Below are 20,113 nucleotides of genomic sequence, written 5' to 3' on the forward strand. Positions count from 1 at the left end.
GGCATGGCGAGCAGCGAACCTCACGATTCGGCCGTACGGGTACTGTCCGCGGCCTTCCTCGACGATCCGGTGCTGAGCTGGGCCTTCCCGGACCGACAGACCCGGCCGGCGGCCCTGAACCTGGTGCTGGCGGCCTTCCTGCGCAACGGGCAGCTCCGCATCCTCGAGCAGGAGGGCCGGCCGCGGGCGGTCGCGGTCTGGTGCAGCCCGGCGGAGCACGAGGTGCCGGCGCCCGACCAGCCGGATCCGGTGCTGATCCCGTACCTCGGACGACTGGCCGAACTCGGCCGGTTGCTCGACGATCGCTATCCCGGGGACACGGAGCATCGCTACCTCCGGGTGATCGGCGTCGCACCGGACGACCGCGGTCGCGGCTACGGCGGTGCCCTGCTGGCCGAGGGGCTGGCCGAATGCGATGCGGCCGGGCTGCCCGCCTACCTCGAGGCGTCGGCGCCGCGGAACGCCGCCCTCTACACCCGGCACGGCTTCCGGCCGTACGGGCCGCCGATCCGGCTGCCGGACGGCCCCGAGCTGTTCCCGCTGTGGCGCGAATCCGCGTCCAAGATCACCAACCGAACGGAGCCACGTCCATGATCAACTCTGTCCAGCGCCTCGCGATCACCCACGTCACGGTGGTCGATGTGATCAACGGCCGGCCCCTGCCCGATCACACGGTGTTGATCACCGGCGATCGGATCGACCGGGTCGGCCCGGCCGACCGGAACCCCGTACCGGAAGGATTTCAGGTCGTCGACGGCACCGGGCGACACCTGATCCCCGGCCTGGCCGACATGCATCTGCATGACAGCGGCGACGAGCGGATCGACCCGCCGCTGCTGATCGCCAACGGCGTCACGACCGTGCGCCAGATGTGGGGCACCCCCTATCTGCACGACTGGCGTCGGCGGTCCGACTCCGGCGAGCTGATCGGTCCGCGCTGGGTGATCGCCAGCCCGATCGTCGACGGCCGGCCGTCGCTCTGGGAGGACGCGCCGGTCGAGCAGGAGTTCCTGATGGCCGACACCGAGGACGAGGCCCGCGCCGCGGTCCGCCGGGCCAAGGAGGACGGCGCCGACTTCGTCAAGGTCTACTCCCGGCTGTCGCCGGAGACGCACCGGGCGATCGCCGCGGAGGCGGCGCGGCTCGACATCCCGTTCGCCGGTCACCTGCCGGATGCGGTGTCGCTGGAGGACGCGATCGACCTCGGTCAGCGCAGCTTCGAACACCTGCACCGGTTCGGACCGGAGACCTCGCGCAGCTTCGAGGAACTCCGCGCGGCGATGGCCCGGGTGGAGCCGGACTGGAGCCCGAAGTACAGCTCGTGGTTCCAGCAGGTCGCCCGGATCGAATGGGACGCCGCCAACACGCACAGTGCGCACCGGGCGGCCCGGCTGTTCGACCGGCTGGCCGCCGCCGGGGCCGCAGTCTGCCCGACCGTGGTGCTGCACCGGGTGCTGGAACGGCCGGACACGGTGGATCCGCGGGACCGGCGGCTGGACTACCTGCCGGGCGAGCTGAAGTCGTTCTACGAATACATCGTGGACGGCTTCTACTCCGGGCACCGCACGCCGGAGGAGGGCTTCCAGGCCCGGGTGTTGTTCCAGTGGCGGCTCGAGGTGGTGGCGTCCCTCGAGGCCGCCGGGGTACGGCTGCTGGCCGGCACCGACACCATGACCGGTTACGTCTTCCCCGGTTTCTCGCTGCACGACGAGCTCGGTCTGTTCGTCGCCGCCGGACTCACCCCGCTCCGGGCCCTGCAGACCGCGACGATCGAGCCGGCCCGCTACCTGGGCCGGGACCACCAGCAGGGCAGTGTCGACGAGGGCAAGGTCGCCGACCTGGTCCTGCTCGACGCCGACCCGCTGGCCGAGATCGCCAACACGCAAGCGATCCGGGCCGTGGTCACCCGCGGCCGGCTGCTCGACCGGGAGGCCCTGGACGGCCTGCTCGACGGAGTCCGTACGGCGGCCGCGGAGGTTCCGGTGCCGCAGGGAGCATGATCGCGGCCGCGCCGGCCGGGCTCGGCGGGGATCGGGCCCGACCGACGCGCCGCGGCAACGCCGATTAGATTGACGGGCATGCTCGATGCTGTTGATCATGCCCGCGACCTGGCCGACTTCATCGCGGCGTCGCCGTCCTCGTTCCACGCGGCCGAGGAGGGGGCGCGGCGGCTGGAGGCGGCCGGGTTCACCCGGCAGGTGGAGTCCGAGCCGTGGCGCAACGATCCCGGCGGCCGGTTCCTGGTCCGCGACGGGGCGCTGCTGGCGTGGCGGGTGCCGGAGGCGGCCGGGCCGACGAGCCCGTACCGGATCGTCGGGTCGCACACCGACTCGACCACGTTCAAGCTGAAGCCGAATCCCGACTTCGCCAGCGACGGCTGGGGCCAGGTCGGCGTCGAGGTGTACGGCGGCCCGCTGCTCAACTCCTGGCTGGACCGCGAGCTCGGTCTGGCCGGCCGGCTGGTGCTGGCCGACGGCACCGTGCGGTTGGTCCGGACCGGCCCGATCATGCGGATCCCGCAGTTGGCCATCCATCTGGACCGGGCGGTGAACGAGGAGGGCGTCCGGCTCGGCAAGCAGCAGCACACTGCGCCGGTCTGGCTGGTCGGCGGGGAACGCCGGTCGATCCTTGATCATCTGGCCGGGCTGACCGGGGTCGCGACCGCCGACCTCGCCGGTTACGACGTGCTGGCCTACGACACCGCGGCGCCGGCGATCTTCGGCATCGATGATCAGTTCCTGGCCGCGAGCCGGCTGGACAACCTGAGCAGCGTGCACGCGTCGATCACCGCCTTGATCAACTCCGAGCCGGGCGACACGATCACCATGCTGGCCGCTTTCGATCATGAGGAGATCGGCAGTGGTTCCCGGTCCGGTGCGGCCGGGCCCTTGCTGGCCGATGCGCTGGACCGGATCTCGGCGGCGCTGGGGGCCGGCACCGACGAGCGGCACCGGGCCCTGGCGGAGTCGTACTGCCTCTCCGCCGACACCGGCCACGCTGTGCACCCGAACTACCCGGGCCGGCACGACCCGGTGAATCGCCCGCTGCTCGGCCGTGGCCCGCTGCTCAAGCTCAACGCCAACCAGCGCTACGCGACCGACGCTCGCGGCGCCGCCGTCTGGCGGACCGCCTGCCGGGTCGCCGGCGTCACCGGCCAGGAGTTCGTCTCCAACAACGACGTGCCGTGCGGCTCGACCATCGGCCCGCTGACCGCGACCCGGATCGGGATCACCACGGTCGACGTCGGCGCCCCGATCCTGTCCATGCATTCGGCGCGCGAGCTGGCCGGAGTGGCCGACCTGCGCGGCCTGACGCTGGCCATGCAGGCCTTCCTGGCCGGCTGATTCAGCACCCTGAGCCTGTCGAAGGGTGAGTCAGTGCCCAGAGCCTGTCGAAGGTGAGTCAGGGCCCTGAGCCTGTCGAAGGGCCGTCCACCCGACTGGTCGACCTGTGCGGAGTCTGTGAATCCCGGCCCCTGGGGAACAGGGTCCGGAGGTCATGAGTTGGTCCGGGTGATTGCAGCTTCAACTACCTGGAGGAAACGTATGACGGCACAGCGGACCGCACGCAGCGACCTCGGCCTGCTCATCGCCCGGATCGGGCTCGGCGTCGTGATGATCGCGCACGGCTGGCAGAAGTACGCCCAGAACGGGATCGAGGGCACCACGGCGGGCTTCCGGCAGATGGGCGTGCCGTTCGCCGACCTGGCCGGACCCGGCGTGACGGCGCTGGAGATCTTCGGCGGCGCGGCGATCATCCTCGGCCTGCTGACCCCGCTGGTCGCGCTGGCGAACACCGCGACCATGATCGGCGCCGCGGTACTGGTCCACGCGCCGAACGGCTTCTACGCCGCCAACGGCGGGTACGAGTTCGTCGGCCTGCTCGCCGTGCTGAGCCTCGGCCTGGCCGTGGCCGGCGCGGGCCGGTACAGCCTGGACCACCTGCTGGTCGGCCGTCGGCGCGAGCGGGTGGCTGCCGCCCGTACCGCTCCCGTACCCTCCTGATCCAGGTCGCACGCCGGCCGGCCGCCGAGGGGTCTCAGAGCGCGTCGAGCCGGCCGGCCAGATAGCGGCGGTCGGCCTCGGTCGGGGCCAGGTCCAGTGCCTCGCGGTAGGCCGTCTCGGCCTCGCTCGTCCGGCCGGCCCGGCGCAGCAGGTCGGCCCTGGTCGCCGGCAGCAGGTGGTAGCGGTCCAGCGTGCCGGACGCCGCCAGTTCGTCGACCAGCGCCAGCCCCGCCGGGATCCCGTCGGCCATCGCGACCGCGACCGCGCGGTTCAGTTCGACCACCGGCGACGGTGCCAGCCGGGCCAGTTCGCGGTACAGCGCGGCGATCTGCGGCCAGTCCGTGCTCTGCGGATCGGGCGCGGTGGCATGGCAGGCGGCGATCGCGGCCTGCAGCTGGTACGGCCCGCGGCGGCGCAACGGCAGGGCGCGGTCGAGCACCGCGACCCCCTCGTCGATCATGGTCCGGTCCCACCGGCTGCGGTCCTGCTCCTCGAGCGTGATCAGCACCCCGCCGTCGGTCCGGGTCGCCCGGCGGGACTCGTGCAGCAACAGCAACGCCAGCAGGCCGAGCGGCTCGGGCTCATTGGGCATCAGGCCGGTCAGGACCCGGGCCAGGTGGATCGCCTCCGCGGTCAGGGCGCGGCTGCCGTCCTCGTCGTCGTACCCCTGGTTGAAGATCAGGTACAGGACCGCGAGGACGGCCGTGAGCCGTTCCGGGAGCAGGTCGGCCGGCGGCACCCGATAGGGGATCCCGGCCTCGGTGATCTTGCGCTTGGCCCGGACCAGGCGCTGCGCCATCGCCGACTCGGCGGTCAGGAACGCCTTCGCGATCTCGGCCGTGCTGAGCCCGGTCAACGTCCGCAGCGTGAGTGCGACGCGGGCCTCGAAGGGCAGCGCCGGATGGCAGCAGGTGAAGATCAACCGCAGCCGCTCGTCGGGAATCTCGAACGGCTCGGACGGGTCCCGGGACAGCACCGCCAGCTGGCGCAGCTTGGACCTCCCGACCGTGTCCCGTCGCAGCCGGTCGGTGGCCCGGTTGCGCGCCGTCGTGGTCAGCCAGGCGCCCGGCCGCTGCGGGATCCCGTCCCGCGGCCACACCGTCAGCGCCGCCGCGAACGCCTCCTGGGCACAGTCCTCGGCGAGGTCCCAGTCCCGGGTCATTCCGATCAGCGTCGCGACGATCTGACCCCACTCGTCCCGGTAGGCCGCGGCGACCGCGTCCTGGACCTCGGTCTCGGTCATTCCCAGACCGGTCGGATCTCGATGCTGCCCCAGTGGGCGTACGGGTGACCCTTGGCGATCGTGATCGCCTCGTCGAGGTCGGCGCAGTCCACGACCACGAACCCGCCGACGAAGTCCTTGGTCTCCGCGAACGGCCCGTCCGAGACCAGCGTCTCACCGTCCCGGACCCGTACCGTCGTCGCGTCGACCACCGGCCGCAACCTGGTCCCGAAGATCTCCACGCCGCGGCGCTCCAGGTCCGCCGCCCAGGCCTGATGCACCGGGTCCGCGTCCATCTCCTCGTTGCTGGGCGAGGCTGTCTCGTCGTCGCAGATCAGCAGCACGTACTTCATGGGCGACAGTCTGGCACCTCCGGCCGACAGTCGTCGGTGCCCTGAGCCTGTCGAAGGGCCGGGCCGGAATGTCGCCTGGTGTGGTCTACTCGGCGAATGCGGAGCGCGACGCGAGAGCGGATCGACCGGGTCTGGGAGCAACTGTTCGGGGATGCGACCGACGAGGTGCGGCTGGTCGAGCATCGTGGCCCTTTGGCCGGGTACGGCGGAATCTACTGTCTGGTCAGGAATTCGCAGGTGTCCGTGTCCGTGCCGGAGTCCATGATCACGGCCGTACGCGACGCCGGGATCGACCCGGAGAACGCGCTCGATCCGGGCTGGTGGGGTGATCACTTGCCGGGCTGGACGGTGCTCGGGCCGAGCGTGCACGCCTTCGCCGACGAGGCCGTCGCAGTCGCTGCCGAGGGCTTGTTGATCAAGCAGGCGGCGCCGGATGATCTTGCCGGGCTGCGCGCCGCAGTGTCGGCGGAGGACTGGGGCGAGTCGGGGTTCGCGGGCGACGACGTGATCGTGGCCTGGGCCGCGATCGACCCGGACCGGCGTCCGGTGGCGGCGGCCAATCTGACTCCGTTCAACGGCATGGCGGCAGACGTCGGCGTCCTGACCGCGCTCGCTGCTCGCGGGCGGGGGAGCGCGACCGCCGTGGCCGCGGTGGCCTGCGGCGCGGCGATCGAACGGCACGGGATCGCGCGGTGGCGGGCCCTGGTCGGCAACGCGGCTTCGCGACGGATCGCGGAGCGGCTCGGGTTCGAGGAGGACTGCCGGCAACTCGCGGTGCGGCCGCCGAACCGACCTTGATCAACCAGCCCGGTAGAGATCGCGTACGGTCGCGAAGATCCGTTCCGGGCGGTCGGGCTCGAAGACGTCGATCGCGGCGACGATCGGGCCGCCGGTGCCGTCGATCCGCCAGGCCGCGGGGTCCTCGAAGCCGGGGTCCGGCACGGTGAAACCGATCGTGCCGAGGTTGTCCAGCCCGACATCGACGCTCGAAGCCTCCAAGTCGCGCAGCGCGGTCAGCCGGAACCGCAACCTCGCCTCGGTCTTCCCGCGCAGGGCGGTCGACACGTCGACCGGGCCCTGCAGTATGTGTCCCTGCACCCAGAGCTGCTGCCAGGTCGCGTCGTGGACGTCGCCGGTCCAGACCTCGTCGTCGTCCAGGAAGACGCCGATCCCGAAGTCGCCCCGCTTCGGCGCATGCTCGGCCCCGAACGCCCGCGAGTGCCAGAAGTCGAGTTCGTGGCGCTGGCTGTCCGGCTCGACGATGATCTTGGTGGACAGCTCGGCGTACTCGCCGGCGGTGATCGGCACCTGGCCCGAGACCAGGACCCCGCGGCCGTCCCCGTACATCGAACGCCGCTCGCTGGCGATCGTCGGCGCGCCGTCCATTTCGAGCCCGTACGCGACGACGCCGAGCAACTGGCCGGACGAGGCTGCGGCGACGGCGGGACCGAGGCAACCGGCGGCGTACTCGGCGGTCGGCGGCAGCAACCCGGCCAGCCACCGACCCGCATAGCCGAGGAAGATCACCTCGACGTCGTGCCGGCCGGCCACCGCGGTGACCGCCGCGATGTCGGCGCTCACCTGGCCGGTCCGGATCGTGTTGAAGTTGCCGCCGTCCAGGAAGGGAAAGATGATGCCGTCGATGTAGGGCCCGTACTTGATCATGAACCGCTCCGACGTCGCCGCCGGCCGGTAGGCACAGGTGAAGAAGCCGAGCTCGGGGTTGATCGCCAACTGTGCGGTACGGATCCGGGCCAGGTAGTCGGGTGTGAAGACCGAGGGGTTCTCGGCCCAGTCGAAGTCGTCGATCGCCCAGGCGGTGATCACCGGATACTCGAGGGCGAGGCGCGCGAACGCCTCGGCCCAGGCGATGTAGTCCATCTGGTACGGCTTCGACGACTTGCCCCAGCTGAACGTCTCCGACGGCGGCACGATGTACGGCAGCAGCTGCAGGCCTGCCTCCTGTGCGGCGGGCGCGAACTCGTACCGCAGATCGTCGAAATCGGTCGGCGAGTCCCAGATGCCGAAGAAGTAGTGGTTCGCGCCGAGCTCGCGCAGCCTGTTGATCATGGCCGGGGTGTCGACGTGCCGGTAGCCGTCGGCGCGTGGCTCGGCCTCCCGGATCCAGCCGCCGATCGTGTTCCCGCCGACCAGGGCTGATCTGATCCCACCGGCCGGGGTCCGGCTGCGGAGTCCGGTGGCGCGGAAGCGGGTCGACGTCGACAGCTCACTCATCTGTCTATCCTTCGAATAGTCGAAACTATTAACGATATGTCGAGATGAGTCTATGGTCGGGGCGGGCGCGATCGGGAGGCCTTGTCCAGATCCGGGTATCGTGCGCCCGTGGCACTCACCATCGGCATCGTCGGGCTCCCGAACGCGGGCAAGTCGACCCTGTTCAACGCGCTCACCCGTAACAACGTCCTGGCGGCGAACTACCCGTTCGCCACGATCGAGCCCAACGTCGGCGTCGTCGGCGTACCGGACCCGCGGCTCGGTGAGCTGGCCAAGCTGTTCCAGTCCGAGCGGGTGGTGCCGGCCACGGTGAGCTTCGTCGACATCGCCGGCATCGTCCGCGGCGCCAGTCAGGGCGAGGGGATGGGCAACGCGTTCCTCGCCCACATCCGCGAGGCGGACGCGATCTGCCAGGTGACCCGGGCCTTCCGCGACGTCGACGTGACCCATGTCGACGGCGAGGTCAACCCGGCCTCCGACATCGAGACGATCACCACTGAGTTGATCTTGGCCGACCTCGCCACCGTGGAGCGCGCGCTGCCCCGGCTGGAGAAGGAAGCCCGGATCAACAAGGACAAGCAGGCCGCCGTCGCCGCGATCAAGCAGGCCCATCAGGTGCTCGACTCCGGCAAGACGATCTACGCCTCCGGGATCGACCGCGAACCGCTCCGCGAGCTCTTCCTGCTCACCGCCAAGCCCTTCCTGTACGTGTTCAACTGCGACACCGACGAGCTCGCCGACGAGGACCTGAAGAAGCGGCTGCGCGAGATCGTCGCCCCGGCCGAGGCGATCTTCCTGGACGCCAAGATCGAATCCGAACTCGTCGAGATGGAACCAGACGAAGCCGCCGAGTTCCTCGCCGAGATGGGCATCGACGAACCCGGCCTGGACAACCTCGCCCGCGTCGGCTTCGACACCCTCGGCCTGCAGACGTACCTCACCGCCGGCCCCAAGGAAGCCCGCGCCTGGACCATCCCCAAGGGAGCCCTCGCCCCCCAAGCCGCCGGCGTGATCCACACCGACTTCGAGAAGGGCTTCATCAAGGCCGAGGTGATCTCCTTCGCCGACCTCGTCGAAGCCGGCTCCATGGTCGCCGCCCGCTCGAAGGGCAAGGTCCGGATCGAAGGCAAGGACTACGTGATGGCCGACGGCGACGTCGTCGAGTTCAGATTCAACGTGTGAGCTGCGTGACCGCCAACACGAGTCACGGGTCAACTGGGGCGTCGGTTCGTCGGGATCAGTATTCCGCCGCGACGTGGGCGATGATCGCTTCCCCCCGTTCCTTTAGCAGGTCGATAGCTGCGGTCGCAATTGTGGAATCGATAGGCCACTTCATCCCAGTGGACGGATCGAGATCTGATTCATGAGCAATCTGATTGCGTCGGCGAACAACCAGGTCAAGTGAGGTCTTCAAATGGGCGGCAACATTTGGATCCTGTGCTGCGATTGAGATCCACAGGGGACGATCCGATACCAGCCGAACGGCCTCCGCGATATCTTTGGAGAACTGCATAGTCCATCGACCATGGGCGGTTCGAAGGGCAAGTTCAATCTCGCTCAGAGCTGCATGGTCGCCGCTATACCAGCGACGAAAAAGGTCGGCGGAGACCGGTAGTTGGGCATTCAGGGTCGGGCCGCCCCCTTTCAGTTGCAAGAGAATTCCGGTTCGCACAACCGAGTGAATGCATGTGTCTAAAGCTGATACTGCGCCAGCGAGACTATGTCGGTACAAGTCACGCAAGTCAAGTGCGGGTGCGGACGGCGCAAGGCTGTCTGCAATTCCGACCACATTTCGACAGCCTGCAATCTCGGATGCAAATACCGCCTCGACCTGCGCGAACTCAGGTCGCATCGTTAGCTGTGAGTGCGACGATACGGCTAGCGAGTTGCTCGAAGACGAGGCGGAAGCTTGCGATGTTCGCTTCCGTGATGTCCCATGCTGCCCCGCCTCTCTGTACCTGCTCCTGTGTTAGTGCGAACACGGGTGTCTGGTTGGTTTGGCTGCTGGCGATAAGTGCGTTGAAATCGGAGATGCTGGCGATCCGATATAGGGCATCCTCGTCCGAGTTAGCCTTGTACGTATCAGTATCAAGCAGCGCATTCATGCCGCCGAGCTGAGGAATGAGCGTTCCATGCATGATTGTGTCGATCTTCTCGAAGTATGCGCGGAAGGCCTTTGCGGGCGTCCCCGCCCGTGTGCGGTACCTTTGCACGATGGTGCCGAGGAATTTTAGGCCCGGTGCACGGAGCGGATAGGCAGCATCCTGGAAGATCTCCATCTCCGAAGCTCGAGTGAGCCAGTTATGCCAGCGCGGCAGGACACGGGAAAGGGAATCGAGCGCCATGACGCTGAACACATCGGGGGTCGTTGGAATAATCAGATAGTCGGCCGTCATGACGATGTTCTGATTGATTGAACCGAGTCCTGGGCTGAGATCCAGGATGACGAATTCGATGTCGAGTTGCGTAGCTGTGATCTCGTAAAGTCTGCGTATGGAGCCTGGTAGATTCTGCAGTGCTTGGATGCTACCTGTCAGTTCTTGGGCGAGACCCATCTGCACTTCGTACTCGGCGAGTCCGACATGGCCGGGCAGGAGGAACAATCCCTCGCGGCCATCGACTTCAACGCAGTCTACGGGTCCGAGAGGAACGGGCTGGGACTCAAATGCAGGGCGCAATGCGGCCTTGAGGTTGCGTTTTGGTTCGGCCTCGTAAAAGTCTTCCAGATCAGTGTGGCTGTTGAATCCCATCACCATGCCCGTCAAATTGCACTGCGGATCGGCGTCGACAAGTAGCACTCGGTGTCCTGCTTCCGCGAGGATCCAGCCGAGGTTGAAGGCCGTAGTTGTCTTCGACACCCCGCCCTTGTTGTTGAACAATGCGATACTCTTCATGCGGCCCCTGCTTCCGTGCGTGGTTCGAGATCGGTAGGAACATAGCACCAGCGCGCTCTATTTGCCCCTGGCTCGTTGCGCGACAGGTTCGCATCTTCGCTCCGTCATGTTGTTCACTACTCAATCCAGTCGAGTTCCGCCTCAACGTGTGATCTGGTGCATCTCCGCAGGTCACGGGGCAGATCCGTGCCCGTGGTCCCGTGGCAAGTCGGCTTGCTCGCTTACAATCGACTCGTGAGCGGGCGCATGGAGTAACCCTGGCCGATCAACCCTCTGATCCTGTCGCCCTGCGGCGTACGTACGAGTCACTCGGGCGCGTTCTGGCGGGCCTTCATCGGATCGATCGCAAGAGCACTGGCCCGATCGAGTCGTTCCCGGAGCCGTACCCGTTCTCCGTAACGGAGTTGGTCCGCGACCTCTCGGAGGCGGGTGAGATCGGAACCTCACAACGCGACTGGCTCCTCGAGTCGTTCGAGTTCCTCCAGCCGGGCGGCCCGTCGTCGGCCGACCCGGTCCTCGTTCACCGTGATGTGAGCGAGACGAACGTCATGGTCGATGGCGACGGGACTGTCACGGCGTTGCTGGACTGGGGATGCGCCCAGTGGGGCAATCCGGCCCGAGATCTCGTGGGCCTTCGGATCCGATCACTGCCCGACGTGGTCTCCGGGTATCGTGCGGCGCTCGGAGCTGCGGCTGCGGGAGATCCCGAACTCACACTCGAGCGCGACGCGCTGTGGTATCACCGCTACTTGGCGCTGGCGCGACTCCTCAAGCGACCTTCCACTTCGGAAGACCGCAACTGGGCGGCGCCACGCAGCGCGTCGCTGGTCGACTTCCTCGAGTTCACGTCCCGTGCGGACGCGGAGCCGTGGTCCAGCTTGCTTCGGCCATCGTGATGGAGGCACGAGTGATATCGCGATATCATCGTCTTGGAGGTGGTCGTCATGACGAACGTGCTCATCCGAGGGCTCAGCGACGCGGCGGTCGAACGCATCGACGCAGAGGCGGCACACCTGGGTCTGTCCCGCAACGAGTTCCTGCGCCGGAAGCTTGAAGGGGTGGCGACTCGCGCAAACCCCGAGACCGCGCTGACGGCTGCGGACTGGGACCGCTCCGCCGCGGCGTTCGGCGATCTTGCGGACGACGACGTGATGGATGCCGCGTGGCGGTGACCGGCTGGCTGATCGACAAGTCGGCGTACGCCCGGATGCAGTCAGGACGCGCAGCGCGCAGCGAGGAGTGGAACGCGCGCATCGAGCGAGGTCTCGTGCGACTCTCGACGGTGACACGACTCGAACTCGGCTTCTCCGCCCGATCGGGCGATGCCGGGCGGGGAGCGTTCGGGCTGCCGCCTCTGTCGCTGATGCCGATCGAGCATCTGACACCCGCGATGGAGGACCGCGCCTTCGAGGTGCAGATGTTGCTCGCCGACCGTGGTCAACATCGTGCGCCATCCATCCCGGATCTCCTGATAGCCGCATCCGCGGAGAAGGCCGGGCTGACGGTTTTGGCCGTGGACAAGGACTTCGATCTGATCGCCGAGATCACGGGACAGTCGGTGGAGACGCTTGCCTTGCGCTGATCATGCAAAGCGATCCACGGAGGATGGTCGCGCCTCACCTTGGTCCGGGAGACAACGGACGAATCCGCGGCCGAGGCCACTCAGCCGTCAACGTGCTTGCTCGATGCTTGGGCGAGCCGCGTCACAAGATCATCCGGGATCGGCTTGTGCGGCGAGAAGGTGACGCCGGTCTTGTTCGCCTTGAGGCCCGCTGCTGCGATCTCCTCGGCATGATCGGAGATCGCGGGGGCGAGAAGGGATGGTGGTCAGGGCGATGCCTTCCGCTCAGGTGAGAACCCTAGCGGCCGTCGCGACCTACGTTTCCGGGCAAGGATCACTCGATCCGGCGGACCTCCTGGGGCCAGCCGCATGCCTCGGCGATCTTGCCGGCCCACAGCTTCGCCGCCTCGTCGTCGGGGACGTCCACGACCGTCAGGCCGCCGAGATACTCCGTGGAAGTGCCGTAGCGCCCGGCGGTGATCTTGAGCGTGCCGCTCGTCGCATCGGCGTTGAAGGCGTTGTCGAGGTCCTCGTCGAGTCCGCCGGCGAAGACGTGGACGCCGGCGGCCTTCATCTCCTCCACGACGGCTCTGGCGAGCGGGCCGCGGTCGCCGAACCACTCCTCGCTGTGGTGGCCGACCCACTGCTGGTTGAAGTAGATGATGTATTGGGTCATGGCTGCTCCTCGTGTCAGTAGCGTTTGTCTCAGCGGCGCGGTGCCGCGTCAACCCCTCCACGAACGATTCGCGGACGATCCGACACTGGTGGGCGCAACTTTCCTTGCCCGAGTTGAAGGGAGCCACTTCATGGTTGATCACGGCCCCTGGGAGCTGATCGTCGCGCCTTGGCATCTCGACGAAACCATCCCGGGCTTCCCGATCCCGGCGACGGCGACTCCGGTGGTGCCGCCGGATCTCCCGTCCGGCTCCGTACCCGCCCGGATGAGCGTGCTGCACCGGGCGGCCTGCGATGCCATCACCCAGACGGCCCGGCCGCTGGTGCTTGCAGGCGACTGCCCGACGGCCCGGGCCGTCGTGGCTGGGATCCAGGGCCGCCATCGGGACCTGGCCGTGCTGTGGCTGGACGCCCATGGTGACTTCAATACGCCCGCGATCTCGACCAGCGGGTACGTCGGCGGCATGGCGCTCGCGATGCTGACCGGTCGGACGCCCGCTCTCTTCGACGACCCGCTCGGTCTCCAGCCCGTCTCCGAGGCCGGTGTCGTGCTCGCCGATGCTCGTGACCTCGACCCCGCCGAGGATGACGCGCTGGCCGCCAGCCAGGTTCGCCGCATCCCGGCCGACCCCGCCGCGATCACGGCCGCGCTCCGTCGGCTCGGTGACGTCCCGGTCTATCTCCACCTCGACATCGATGTCCTTGAGGCCGAGGAGGTGCCAGGCGCACGTTTCCCGGCCGGCCCCGGTCCGTCCCTCGCTCAGCTCGAGGACTGCTTGGCCGCGGCCTGTGCCACCGCCGAGGTCGTCGCGGCCTGTCTCGCCTGCGCGTGGTTGCCGGACCGCGTCGGCGACGAGGCCAGCCGCCGGACGATCAGCCGGCTCGCCGCAGCGCTGGGTGCCGACCTGGACTGGCCCGAAGCCGACGACCGTTGACCGTACGGTCTCCATGCCTGATGTCGCTCAGCGATCGCCGAGCGGAAGGGGTCGCGCGAAGGCCTCTCCCGGCCGTCGTCGATGCAGAGGCCGTACGCGACCTCGGTGACCCTGGCGGCGGACTCCAGGCAGCCTTCTTGATCAAGGACCGAGTACACGAGCAGATGCCGGTTCGGGAGGGCGAAGACGATCCTGTACGGTGCGGGACCGAGCGGCCCGGTCAGGGCGCGGACGGCTTGATCAATCTCGATCTGGTCGTCGATCGGTTCCGCGTCGGTGTTCTCCTGTCCCTGCCGATACAGCGCCTCGATGGTGAGCGGGAGTTCGGCCAGCTCGGCGCCGATCAACTCGTAGCCCCAATCGCCACGCCCGACCGTGACGGTGATCCCGGCTCGCCGGAAACCCGCGACGGCGAGTTTGCGGTCCAGACCCTCGATCCGACATGCCCCGCACCAGGTGGCAGGCTCACCCCATGAGTGAGGTCGTGTTCGCCAGGAGCGGCTGGATCCCGGCAGTCATCCGCGAGGGTGATCAACTCAGGATCCGGCTCGGTGCGGGAGCCGATGCGCTCCATGATCCCCGTACGTTCAGCTTCCCGATCACGGCGGCCCACCTCGAGGTGATCAAGAACGACCTGACCCGGCACCTGCTGCTGTGGTCCGCGATCTTGCCGCTGTGCGACGCGGCCGGGACCCGTGGCCCGCTCGACGAGCGCGCGGCAATGGGATTGCTGGACCCGATTCTCTTCGGTACGCCCGCCGAGGTCGAGTCGCTGTTCCGCGACATCCGCTGGGAGCGGCAGCAACTTGTCGCCCAGGGTGCGGACATCGCGCTGCTCGAACGGGGAGAGCTGTTCGCCGCCCTCCGTTCCGCGACCGAGCACTCGGACTGGCAGCGGGTGCACGAGTACACCGCGAACCGGAACCGTGCCCGGCGCGGCGTACGGCTCACTCCGCTCGACACCGCCCTGCTCAAGTACACCGGCCGTTACCTGCACGGCGGGAAGGTTCCCAGCCGGGAACCCGAGGCCGTCGATCCGGACCTGCTGCCTGAGGTGATGCAGGTGATCGCGACCGCGGAACGGGCCTGCGCCGGGATGCGGCTCTCCACCGGGTGGCTGGGCGGCGAGCACACCCTGGCGAAGAAGCGGGAGTGGAAACGGATCGAGGAGAAGGTCGAGCGTGCCGTCCGCCGTGCCTACCCTCGACTCACCGACGACGCCGTGAACACCGTGAGCTTCCTGATGTGCTCGGAGGCCGCCGAGCGGGCCCGCAAGGGAGCCGGATGATCACCGACGAAAGTCCGGTCCGGTTCGAGTTCCGGCTACTCGTCCGTGAGACCTCGCTGCTTGACCTGGAGTGCACTCCAGGGGGCATGCTGCTGGGATGGACGAGACGTGTGGCGTTCCGGAATTCGAACCGGAGACGGACGGGCCCCTGGCCATCGGGCAGGTGTCCGAACTGACCGGGCTGTCCATCGACACCCTGCGCTGGTACGAACGCGAAGGCCTGCTCGACCAGGTGCCGCGGGACAGCGCCGGGCGCCGAAGGTTCGACCGGCGGGACCTGAAACGGCTGGTGCTGCTGATCAGGCTGCGGGCGACCGGGATGCCGGTGGCCGAGATGCGCCGGTACGCCGAACTGTTGCGCGCCGGCCCGTCGACCGACCTCGACCGCGCCCTCCTGCTGGAGGCACACCGCGACCGCGTCCAGGCCCACATCGCCGACCTGCAACGTGATCTTGAGTTGATCAACCGCAAGATCAACTCGCACCGCAGCGCGCTCGCCGCGACGGAGGCTTGATCGTCGGCGGGGATGTCACGACAGCTCTTCAGCTCAGCGGGTTCGACGTGGCAACGAGAGAGTGGTCCGGATTACGACGCGTACGGGAAGTCGGCCGTCGACCAACCGCGCGGCTCGCTGTGATCGGTGTAATTCGCGACACCGACCCGGCCGTTGACTGACGTGCCGATCACCTTGCCCTGGCCGAGGCTGATCGCGACATGGCCGGAGCCGCGGGAATTGTGGTACCAGACCAGGGCGCCCCGAGGTGGCACGCCCTGGTGCAGCAACCCGCGCGAGGCGAAGTAGTCTCCACCGATCTCGGCAGTGGCCCAACCGGACCCGTTCAGCCAGCCGTAGCGGTTACGGACGAAGACGAGGCACTGGTCCTCCCAGGCAGTGCTGCCCAGGAGTTCGAAGGCCCGGCTGATCGCCCAGTCCGCCGTGTAGGGATTCTCCCGAGTCGACGGGCCGACCCCGTCGCAGCGATCGACGACGTAGCCGGGTTCCTGACCGGTACGGACCTCCACGTCCGGCAGCCAGTAACCACCCGAGGTGAAGTCCCAGATGTCGTTGGTGCCGCGCGGTCCGGTGCGCAACTCGCCCGCGGTCTGGCAGAGGATCGTGACGTGCGTGCCGGCGGTCAGGGTGCCGATCCGGTGATACTTCGAGTGCGGCGCCGCGCGCTTGATCACCAGCCCGTCGGCATCCTGAGCGACGACCCCGGTGATGCTGGTCGGCACGGCGGCGGCGGGCGTGGCTGCCACGACATTGACGCCGGCCGCGGTTGCCAGGGCGAGAGCCGCGACGACAGCGGGGACGCACCTGGAACGTAGCCTGGCGATACGTGAAGGAGATGTGGTCCGCATGCGCGCGAATCTAGGCTTCGCCTGTGTTCGCCGGCCAACCTTTTGGCGAACCCGGTCAAATCCGGCCAGGGGCCGAACGGTGTTCCGCCAGGCGAGTCCGGACTCGAGGGCGGGGTTACGGTGGTGAACCTGCCCACCGAAGGAGTGCCGTAGTGGCTGATCAAGGTCCGGACCCGGTCGCGCTGGAGGCGACGGTCGAGGCCTGTCGTGAGCTGATCGAGCGGCGGTTTCCGGGTGATGATCATCGAGGGGCGGCGGCCGTGTTGCTGGCCGACGGGACGGTCCTGACCGGGACCAGCCCGGACTTCGTCAATCCGAGCACTGAGGTCTGTCACGAGCTGGAGCCGTACTGCGCGGCGTACCGGCTCGACCAGCGGATCGTGGCGTCGGTCTGCCTGCACCGCGATCCGGAGCGTGGCTTCGTGGTGCTCAGCCCGTGCGGGATCTGCCGGGAACGGCTGGCCGGGCACGGGCCGGAGGTGCTGGCCGCGGTTGCCGATGCCGGCGACGCGACCCGGGTCCGCTGGTTGCCGCTGCGCGAATTGCTGCCGCACTACTGGCTGACGGCGTTCCCCGGCGAGACGGAGGCGTGGCGCGCCTGAGCCAGGGTGACGAGCGTGTGCAGGATCAAGGTTGCCGCCAGCACCGCTGCGGCGACGACCAGGAGCCCGCCGGGCTGGACGCCGGCGGTGAGGGCGACACCGCCGAGGCCGCCGCCGAGCGCGGAGCCGAGGGAGATCGCGCTGCCGTTCAGGGCCATGACGATCGCTGCCGATTCCGGGGCCATCGAGGCCAGCCGGGCCTGCTGCGGCACCGCGGCGCCGCCGTTGCCGACGCCGGCCAGGAAGAACCAGACCAGGCCGAGCACCGCGACCACGGCGAGCGGGGCGAAGGCGAAGGTGACGGCGCCCAGCACACTGTTCAGGAACAGGCCGGCCAGGATGATGCTGAGCACCCGGACCGCGCCGAACCGGTCCGCCAGCCGGCCGGTGAACGTGTTGCCGAGCAGGCTGGCCAGCCCGTAGCCGAACATGATCAGGATGATCATCCAGCCGGCCGGGTGGCTCGGTCCCAAGATCAGCACCGCGTACGTGAAGCAGGTGTAGCTCGCACACAGGATGCCGGTGCTGACCAGCAGCCCGGAGACCAGCCGGACCTGTCGCAGCGGCCGCAACCGCTGGGCCAGCGTGCTGGGCGGTAGGTCCAGGTGCGGCAGCTTGATCAGGATCCCGACCAGCGCGATCGCGCCGACCACCGAGACCATGATCAACGGGAACCGCCAGCTGGACTGGCCGAGCAGCAGCCCGACGGGTACGCCGAGCGCGGTCGCCGTCATCCAGCCGCCGAGCACGAACGAGAGTGCCTTGCCGCGGTGCCGTTCCGGGACCAGGTGGATCACGTAGCCGGAGATCGCCGCGTTCATCAGGCTCGCCCCGAGGGCGGCCACCACCCGGCCGCTCAGGGCGATCGGGTAGTTCGGCGCGATCGCGGTGATCAGGTTGCCGATCACGAAGACGGCCAACGACAGTCCGATCGTGCGCCGTCGCTCCCAGCCACTGGTCGCGGCGCCGAGCACCGGTGCGGCGAGGGCGGAGGTCAGGGCGAAGATCGAGACCAGCTGGCCGGCCAGCGCCTCGGTGACGGTCAGTTCGCCGGCGATGGTCGGCAGCAGCCCGGCCAGGACGTAGCCGTCGATGCCGGTCGAGAAGGTCGCGACGGCGAGCCAGATCAGCGCATGGTAGGGCAGCGCACCCTTGGTCGTCATGATCGTCAGCGGGCCAGGAGTTCGGACAGGAAGGCGATCGCGGCCGGGTAGGCGTCGAGCCGGTTGGCCCGCTTGGCCAGCCCGTGCCCCTCGTCGGCGTACACCTTGAGCTCGTTGCGGATGCCCCGCTCGTCCAGCGCCGCCGCGATCTGCTCGGCCTCGGACAACGGGACCCGCGGGTCGTTGGCGCCGTGGATGATGAACAGCGGACTGGTGAGTTGATCAAGGTACGTGATCGGCGAGGCCTTGATCAGGAAATCCCGGTCGGTGTCCAGCCGGCCGTACTCGCGCTCCCGGTACGCCCGCCGGTAGTCCGACGTGTTCTCCAGGAACGTGATCAAGGACGAGATGCCGACGATGTCCACGCCGGCCGCCCACAGCCCCGGCTGCATCGTCACGCCGGCCAGCACCATGTAGCCGCCGTAGGAGCCGCCCCAGAGGGCACTGCGGTCCTGGTCGAGCCCGAGTTCAGGCAGCCAGGCGTGCAGGGCGCCCAGGTCGGCCACCGAGTCCAGCCGCAGCTCGACGTCGTCCAGGCTCACCCAGCGCTTGCCGTAACCGTCGGAGCCGCGCACGTTCGGCACCAGCACAGTCAGGCCGACCGCCGCCAGGGCCTGGATCACCGGGCTGAACATCCGCATGGCCAGGCTCTCCGGGCCGCCGTGGATGTGCAGCACCGACGCCCCGGCCAGCTTCGGATCCGCGCCGGCGGGCGGGCGGTGGACGAAGCAGGGCACCTGCTCGCCGTCCTCGGTCGGCACCCGGTGCACGCTCGGCGGGGACAGCTCGAGGCCGGCGGGCAGCTGAGCCCGGCCGTCGATGATCAAGGTGGTCGCGCCGGTCCGGGCGTCCACCCGGAAGATCGAGCCGGGGTCGGTCGGCGAGCTGACCTGCATCGCGAACGCCGAGGAGTCGGGCGCCCAGACGATCGTCGGGATGCCGTCCTCCGGCGTCGACACGTCGGCCCGGTGGGTGCCGTCGGCGTCGTGCACGCTGATCGTGACGGCCCCGTCGACCAGATGCCCGACCGCGAGCGCCGTACCGTCCGGCGAGACGTCCACCAACAGATCATGATCATCGGCGGCAACCAGCGGACGCCACTCAGTGCCGTCGAGGGACACCCGGACCACGGCGTTGAACTCGCGATCATGGTTGGAGCTCATGATCAGGGCGTCGTCGCCGGCCGCCCAGGCCAGGTGCCCGTGGTGGGCGTGCTCGTCCGGGTCGGTGACCGGCCCCGACTCCGCACCCGCCAGGAAGACGGCGGTGCTGGCCGGCTGCCGGGACAGCGTGCTGACGGCGACGCTGCGTTGATCATGGGAGGCGACGACGGTGGCGACGTAGCCGCCGCCGTCGTACAAGATCGTTTCGGAGCCGTCGGCCAGGTCGCGGACGATCACGTCCATGTCGACACCGTTGCCCCGGTTCGTCGAGTAGATCAGCGAGCTGTCGGTGACGTCCTGCAACACGTGCATGAAGGCCGAGTCCCGGACCAGCGGGGTCAGCTCGGCCAGCGTGTACGGAGCCCGGCCCGGCTCGATCGTCAGCAGCGACAGCTGCATCCGCTCGTCGCCGTCGGTGTCGTGCTGGACCACCACCTTCCGCGGCGACGAGCCGGGCAGATAACGCCCGGAGCACCGGGACGGCAGGTCGGTCAGCGGAGTCTGGGTCCCGTCCGGTGCCAGCTCCACCAGCTGGAGACTGCCCGGCGCGTCGTTGCCGGCCAGGATCCGGCCTTCGGGATCGATGTCGAAGACCTGCCAACTCTGCAGGTCCAACAGCGCGGTGATGATCGACTGGGGATCGCGTGTCACACGAT

General features: G+C 68.6%; 23 protein-coding genes. 14 read left to right on the forward strand and 9 right to left on the reverse strand.

Features of this window, described 5'->3' with window-relative positions:
* The first annotated feature begins 3 nt into the window (after nt 1-3).
* The 4 genes from AC6CCG_RS33095 to AC6CCG_RS33110 all read left to right on the forward strand — a co-directional run bounded on the left by AC6CCG_RS33095 (nt 4) and on the right by AC6CCG_RS33110 (nt 4,004).
* Complete coding sequence (locus AC6CCG_RS33095; RefSeq protein WP_496659121.1) at nt 4-594, forward strand: GNAT family N-acetyltransferase; 591 nt, start codon at nt 4-6, stop codon at nt 592-594.
* Entirely contained in the window at nt 591-2,000 is a 1,410-nt protein-coding gene (locus tag AC6CCG_RS33100) for an amidohydrolase family protein (protein WP_496659122.1), read from the forward strand. Before AC6CCG_RS33095 ends, AC6CCG_RS33100 begins: the two co-directional genes overlap by 4 nt.
* Nucleotides 2,001-2,078: 78 nt before the next feature.
* A complete protein-coding gene (locus tag AC6CCG_RS33105; RefSeq protein ID WP_496659123.1) occupies nt 2,079-3,344 on the forward strand; it encodes a M18 family aminopeptidase in 1,266 nt (421 codons plus the stop codon).
* A gap of 201 nt (nt 3,345-3,545) precedes the next feature.
* Entirely contained in the window at nt 3,546-4,004 is a 459-nt protein-coding gene (locus AC6CCG_RS33110) for a DoxX family protein (protein ID WP_496659124.1), read from the forward strand.
* A 34-nt stretch (nt 4,005-4,038) separates the two neighbouring features.
* Here the strand turns inward: AC6CCG_RS33110 and AC6CCG_RS33115 are convergent, their stop codons facing one another.
* Together AC6CCG_RS33115 and AC6CCG_RS33120 are read right to left on the reverse strand one after the other, a co-directional pair.
* Nucleotides 4,039-5,247 (reverse strand): RNA polymerase sigma factor, encoded by a 1,209-nt coding sequence (locus AC6CCG_RS33115; RefSeq protein ID WP_496659125.1) that lies wholly within the window; start codon nt 5,245-5,247, stop codon nt 4,039-4,041.
* Entirely contained in the window at nt 5,244-5,579 is a 336-nt protein-coding gene (locus tag AC6CCG_RS33120; RefSeq protein WP_496659126.1) for a YciI family protein, read from the reverse strand. Before AC6CCG_RS33120 ends, AC6CCG_RS33115 begins: the two co-directional genes overlap by 4 nt.
* A gap of 96 nt (nt 5,580-5,675) precedes the next feature.
* Between AC6CCG_RS33120 and AC6CCG_RS33125 the strand changes: the two genes are divergently transcribed.
* Entirely contained in the window at nt 5,676-6,377 is a 702-nt protein-coding gene (locus AC6CCG_RS33125) for a GNAT family N-acetyltransferase (protein WP_496659127.1), read from the forward strand.
* Here AC6CCG_RS33125 and AC6CCG_RS33130 read toward each other — a convergent pair whose 3' ends face one another.
* On the reverse strand, nt 6,378-7,814 hold the full coding sequence (locus tag AC6CCG_RS33130) for a hypothetical protein (RefSeq protein ID WP_496659128.1): 1,437 nt from the start codon (nt 7,812-7,814) through the stop codon (nt 6,378-6,380).
* A 108-nt stretch (nt 7,815-7,922) separates the two neighbouring features.
* Between AC6CCG_RS33130 and ychF the strand changes: the two genes are divergently transcribed.
* Complete coding sequence (gene ychF, locus AC6CCG_RS33135; RefSeq protein ID WP_496659129.1) at nt 7,923-8,996, forward strand: redox-regulated ATPase YchF; 1,074 nt, start codon at nt 7,923-7,925, stop codon at nt 8,994-8,996.
* Between the two features lie 55 nt (nt 8,997-9,051).
* Here the strand turns inward: ychF and AC6CCG_RS33140 are convergent, their stop codons facing one another.
* On the reverse strand, nt 9,052-9,666 hold the full coding sequence (locus AC6CCG_RS33140) for a hypothetical protein (protein WP_496659130.1): 615 nt from the start codon (nt 9,664-9,666) through the stop codon (nt 9,052-9,054).
* A complete protein-coding gene (locus tag AC6CCG_RS33145; protein ID WP_496659131.1) occupies nt 9,656-10,708 on the reverse strand; it encodes a ParA family protein in 1,053 nt (350 codons plus the stop codon). The genes AC6CCG_RS33140 and AC6CCG_RS33145 overlap by 11 nt, the downstream gene beginning before the upstream one ends.
* Before the next feature lie 200 nt (nt 10,709-10,908).
* On the opposite strand from AC6CCG_RS33145, the gene AC6CCG_RS33150 reads away from it, so the two are divergent.
* From AC6CCG_RS33150 to AC6CCG_RS33160, 3 genes are read left to right on the forward strand one after another with little or no spacing between them, the layout of a single operon-like run.
* Nucleotides 10,909-11,604, forward strand: coding sequence for a phosphotransferase family protein (locus tag AC6CCG_RS33150; RefSeq protein ID WP_496659132.1), 696 nt, complete (start codon nt 10,909-10,911; stop codon nt 11,602-11,604).
* Nucleotides 11,605-11,652: 48 nt separating this feature from the next.
* Nucleotides 11,653-11,880, forward strand: a complete 228-nt coding sequence (gene vapB, locus AC6CCG_RS33155) for a type II toxin-antitoxin system VapB family antitoxin (protein WP_496659133.1) — start codon at nt 11,653-11,655, stop codon at nt 11,878-11,880.
* Nucleotides 11,871-12,290: a PIN domain nuclease gene (locus AC6CCG_RS33160; RefSeq protein ID WP_496659134.1), complete on the forward strand. Its 420-nt coding sequence runs from the start codon at nt 11,871-11,873 to the stop codon at nt 12,288-12,290. The genes vapB and AC6CCG_RS33160 overlap by 10 nt, the downstream gene beginning before the upstream one ends.
* 313 nt (nt 12,291-12,603) lie before the next feature.
* Here the strand turns inward: AC6CCG_RS33160 and AC6CCG_RS33165 are convergent, their stop codons facing one another.
* Nucleotides 12,604-12,945 carry a YciI family protein gene (locus tag AC6CCG_RS33165; RefSeq protein WP_496659135.1) on the reverse strand — a complete coding sequence of 114 codons (342 nt, stop codon included), beginning with the start codon at nt 12,943-12,945 and terminating at the stop codon, nt 12,604-12,606.
* Nucleotides 12,946-13,075: 130 nt separating this feature from the next.
* Between AC6CCG_RS33165 and AC6CCG_RS33170 the strand changes: the two genes are divergently transcribed.
* From AC6CCG_RS33170 to AC6CCG_RS33185, 4 genes are all read left to right on the forward strand, one after another.
* Nucleotides 13,076-13,879, forward strand: coding sequence for an arginase family protein (locus AC6CCG_RS33170; protein ID WP_496659136.1), 804 nt, complete (start codon nt 13,076-13,078; stop codon nt 13,877-13,879).
* A 137-nt stretch (nt 13,880-14,016) separates the two neighbouring features.
* On the forward strand, nt 14,017-14,355 hold the full coding sequence (locus tag AC6CCG_RS33175) for a hypothetical protein (protein ID WP_496659137.1): 339 nt from the start codon (nt 14,017-14,019) through the stop codon (nt 14,353-14,355).
* Nucleotides 14,352-15,167, forward strand: a complete 816-nt coding sequence (locus AC6CCG_RS33180; protein WP_496659138.1) for a DUF6357 family protein — start codon at nt 14,352-14,354, stop codon at nt 15,165-15,167. Before AC6CCG_RS33175 ends, AC6CCG_RS33180 begins: the two co-directional genes overlap by 4 nt.
* A gap of 97 nt (nt 15,168-15,264) precedes the next feature.
* Nucleotides 15,265-15,681, forward strand: coding sequence for a MerR family transcriptional regulator (locus tag AC6CCG_RS33185; RefSeq protein WP_496659139.1), 417 nt, complete (start codon nt 15,265-15,267; stop codon nt 15,679-15,681).
* 71 nt (nt 15,682-15,752) lie between these two features.
* Here the strand turns inward: AC6CCG_RS33185 and AC6CCG_RS33190 are convergent, their stop codons facing one another.
* Nucleotides 15,753-16,427, reverse strand: coding sequence for a hypothetical protein (locus tag AC6CCG_RS33190; protein WP_496659140.1), 675 nt, complete (start codon nt 16,425-16,427; stop codon nt 15,753-15,755).
* 254 nt (nt 16,428-16,681) lie between these two features.
* Here AC6CCG_RS33190 and AC6CCG_RS33195 point away from each other — a divergent pair, with 254 nt between their 5' ends.
* Nucleotides 16,682-17,131: a cytidine deaminase gene (locus AC6CCG_RS33195; RefSeq protein ID WP_496659141.1), complete on the forward strand. Its 450-nt coding sequence runs from the start codon at nt 16,682-16,684 to the stop codon at nt 17,129-17,131.
* Here the strand turns inward: AC6CCG_RS33195 and AC6CCG_RS33200 are convergent.
* Complete coding sequence (locus tag AC6CCG_RS33200) at nt 17,083-18,294, reverse strand: MFS transporter (RefSeq protein ID WP_496659142.1); 1,212 nt, start codon at nt 18,292-18,294, stop codon at nt 17,083-17,085. The genes AC6CCG_RS33195 and AC6CCG_RS33200 overlap by 49 nt on opposite strands.
* Nucleotides 18,295-18,299: 5 nt before the next feature.
* Nucleotides 18,300-20,108 carry a S9 family peptidase gene (locus AC6CCG_RS33205; RefSeq protein ID WP_496659143.1) on the reverse strand — a complete coding sequence of 603 codons (1,809 nt, stop codon included), beginning with the start codon at nt 20,106-20,108 and terminating at the stop codon, nt 18,300-18,302.
* Between the last annotated feature and the right edge of the window lie 5 nt (nt 20,109-20,113).

It is taken from the genome of Microlunatus sp. YIM B11417 (assembly GCF_059617205.1).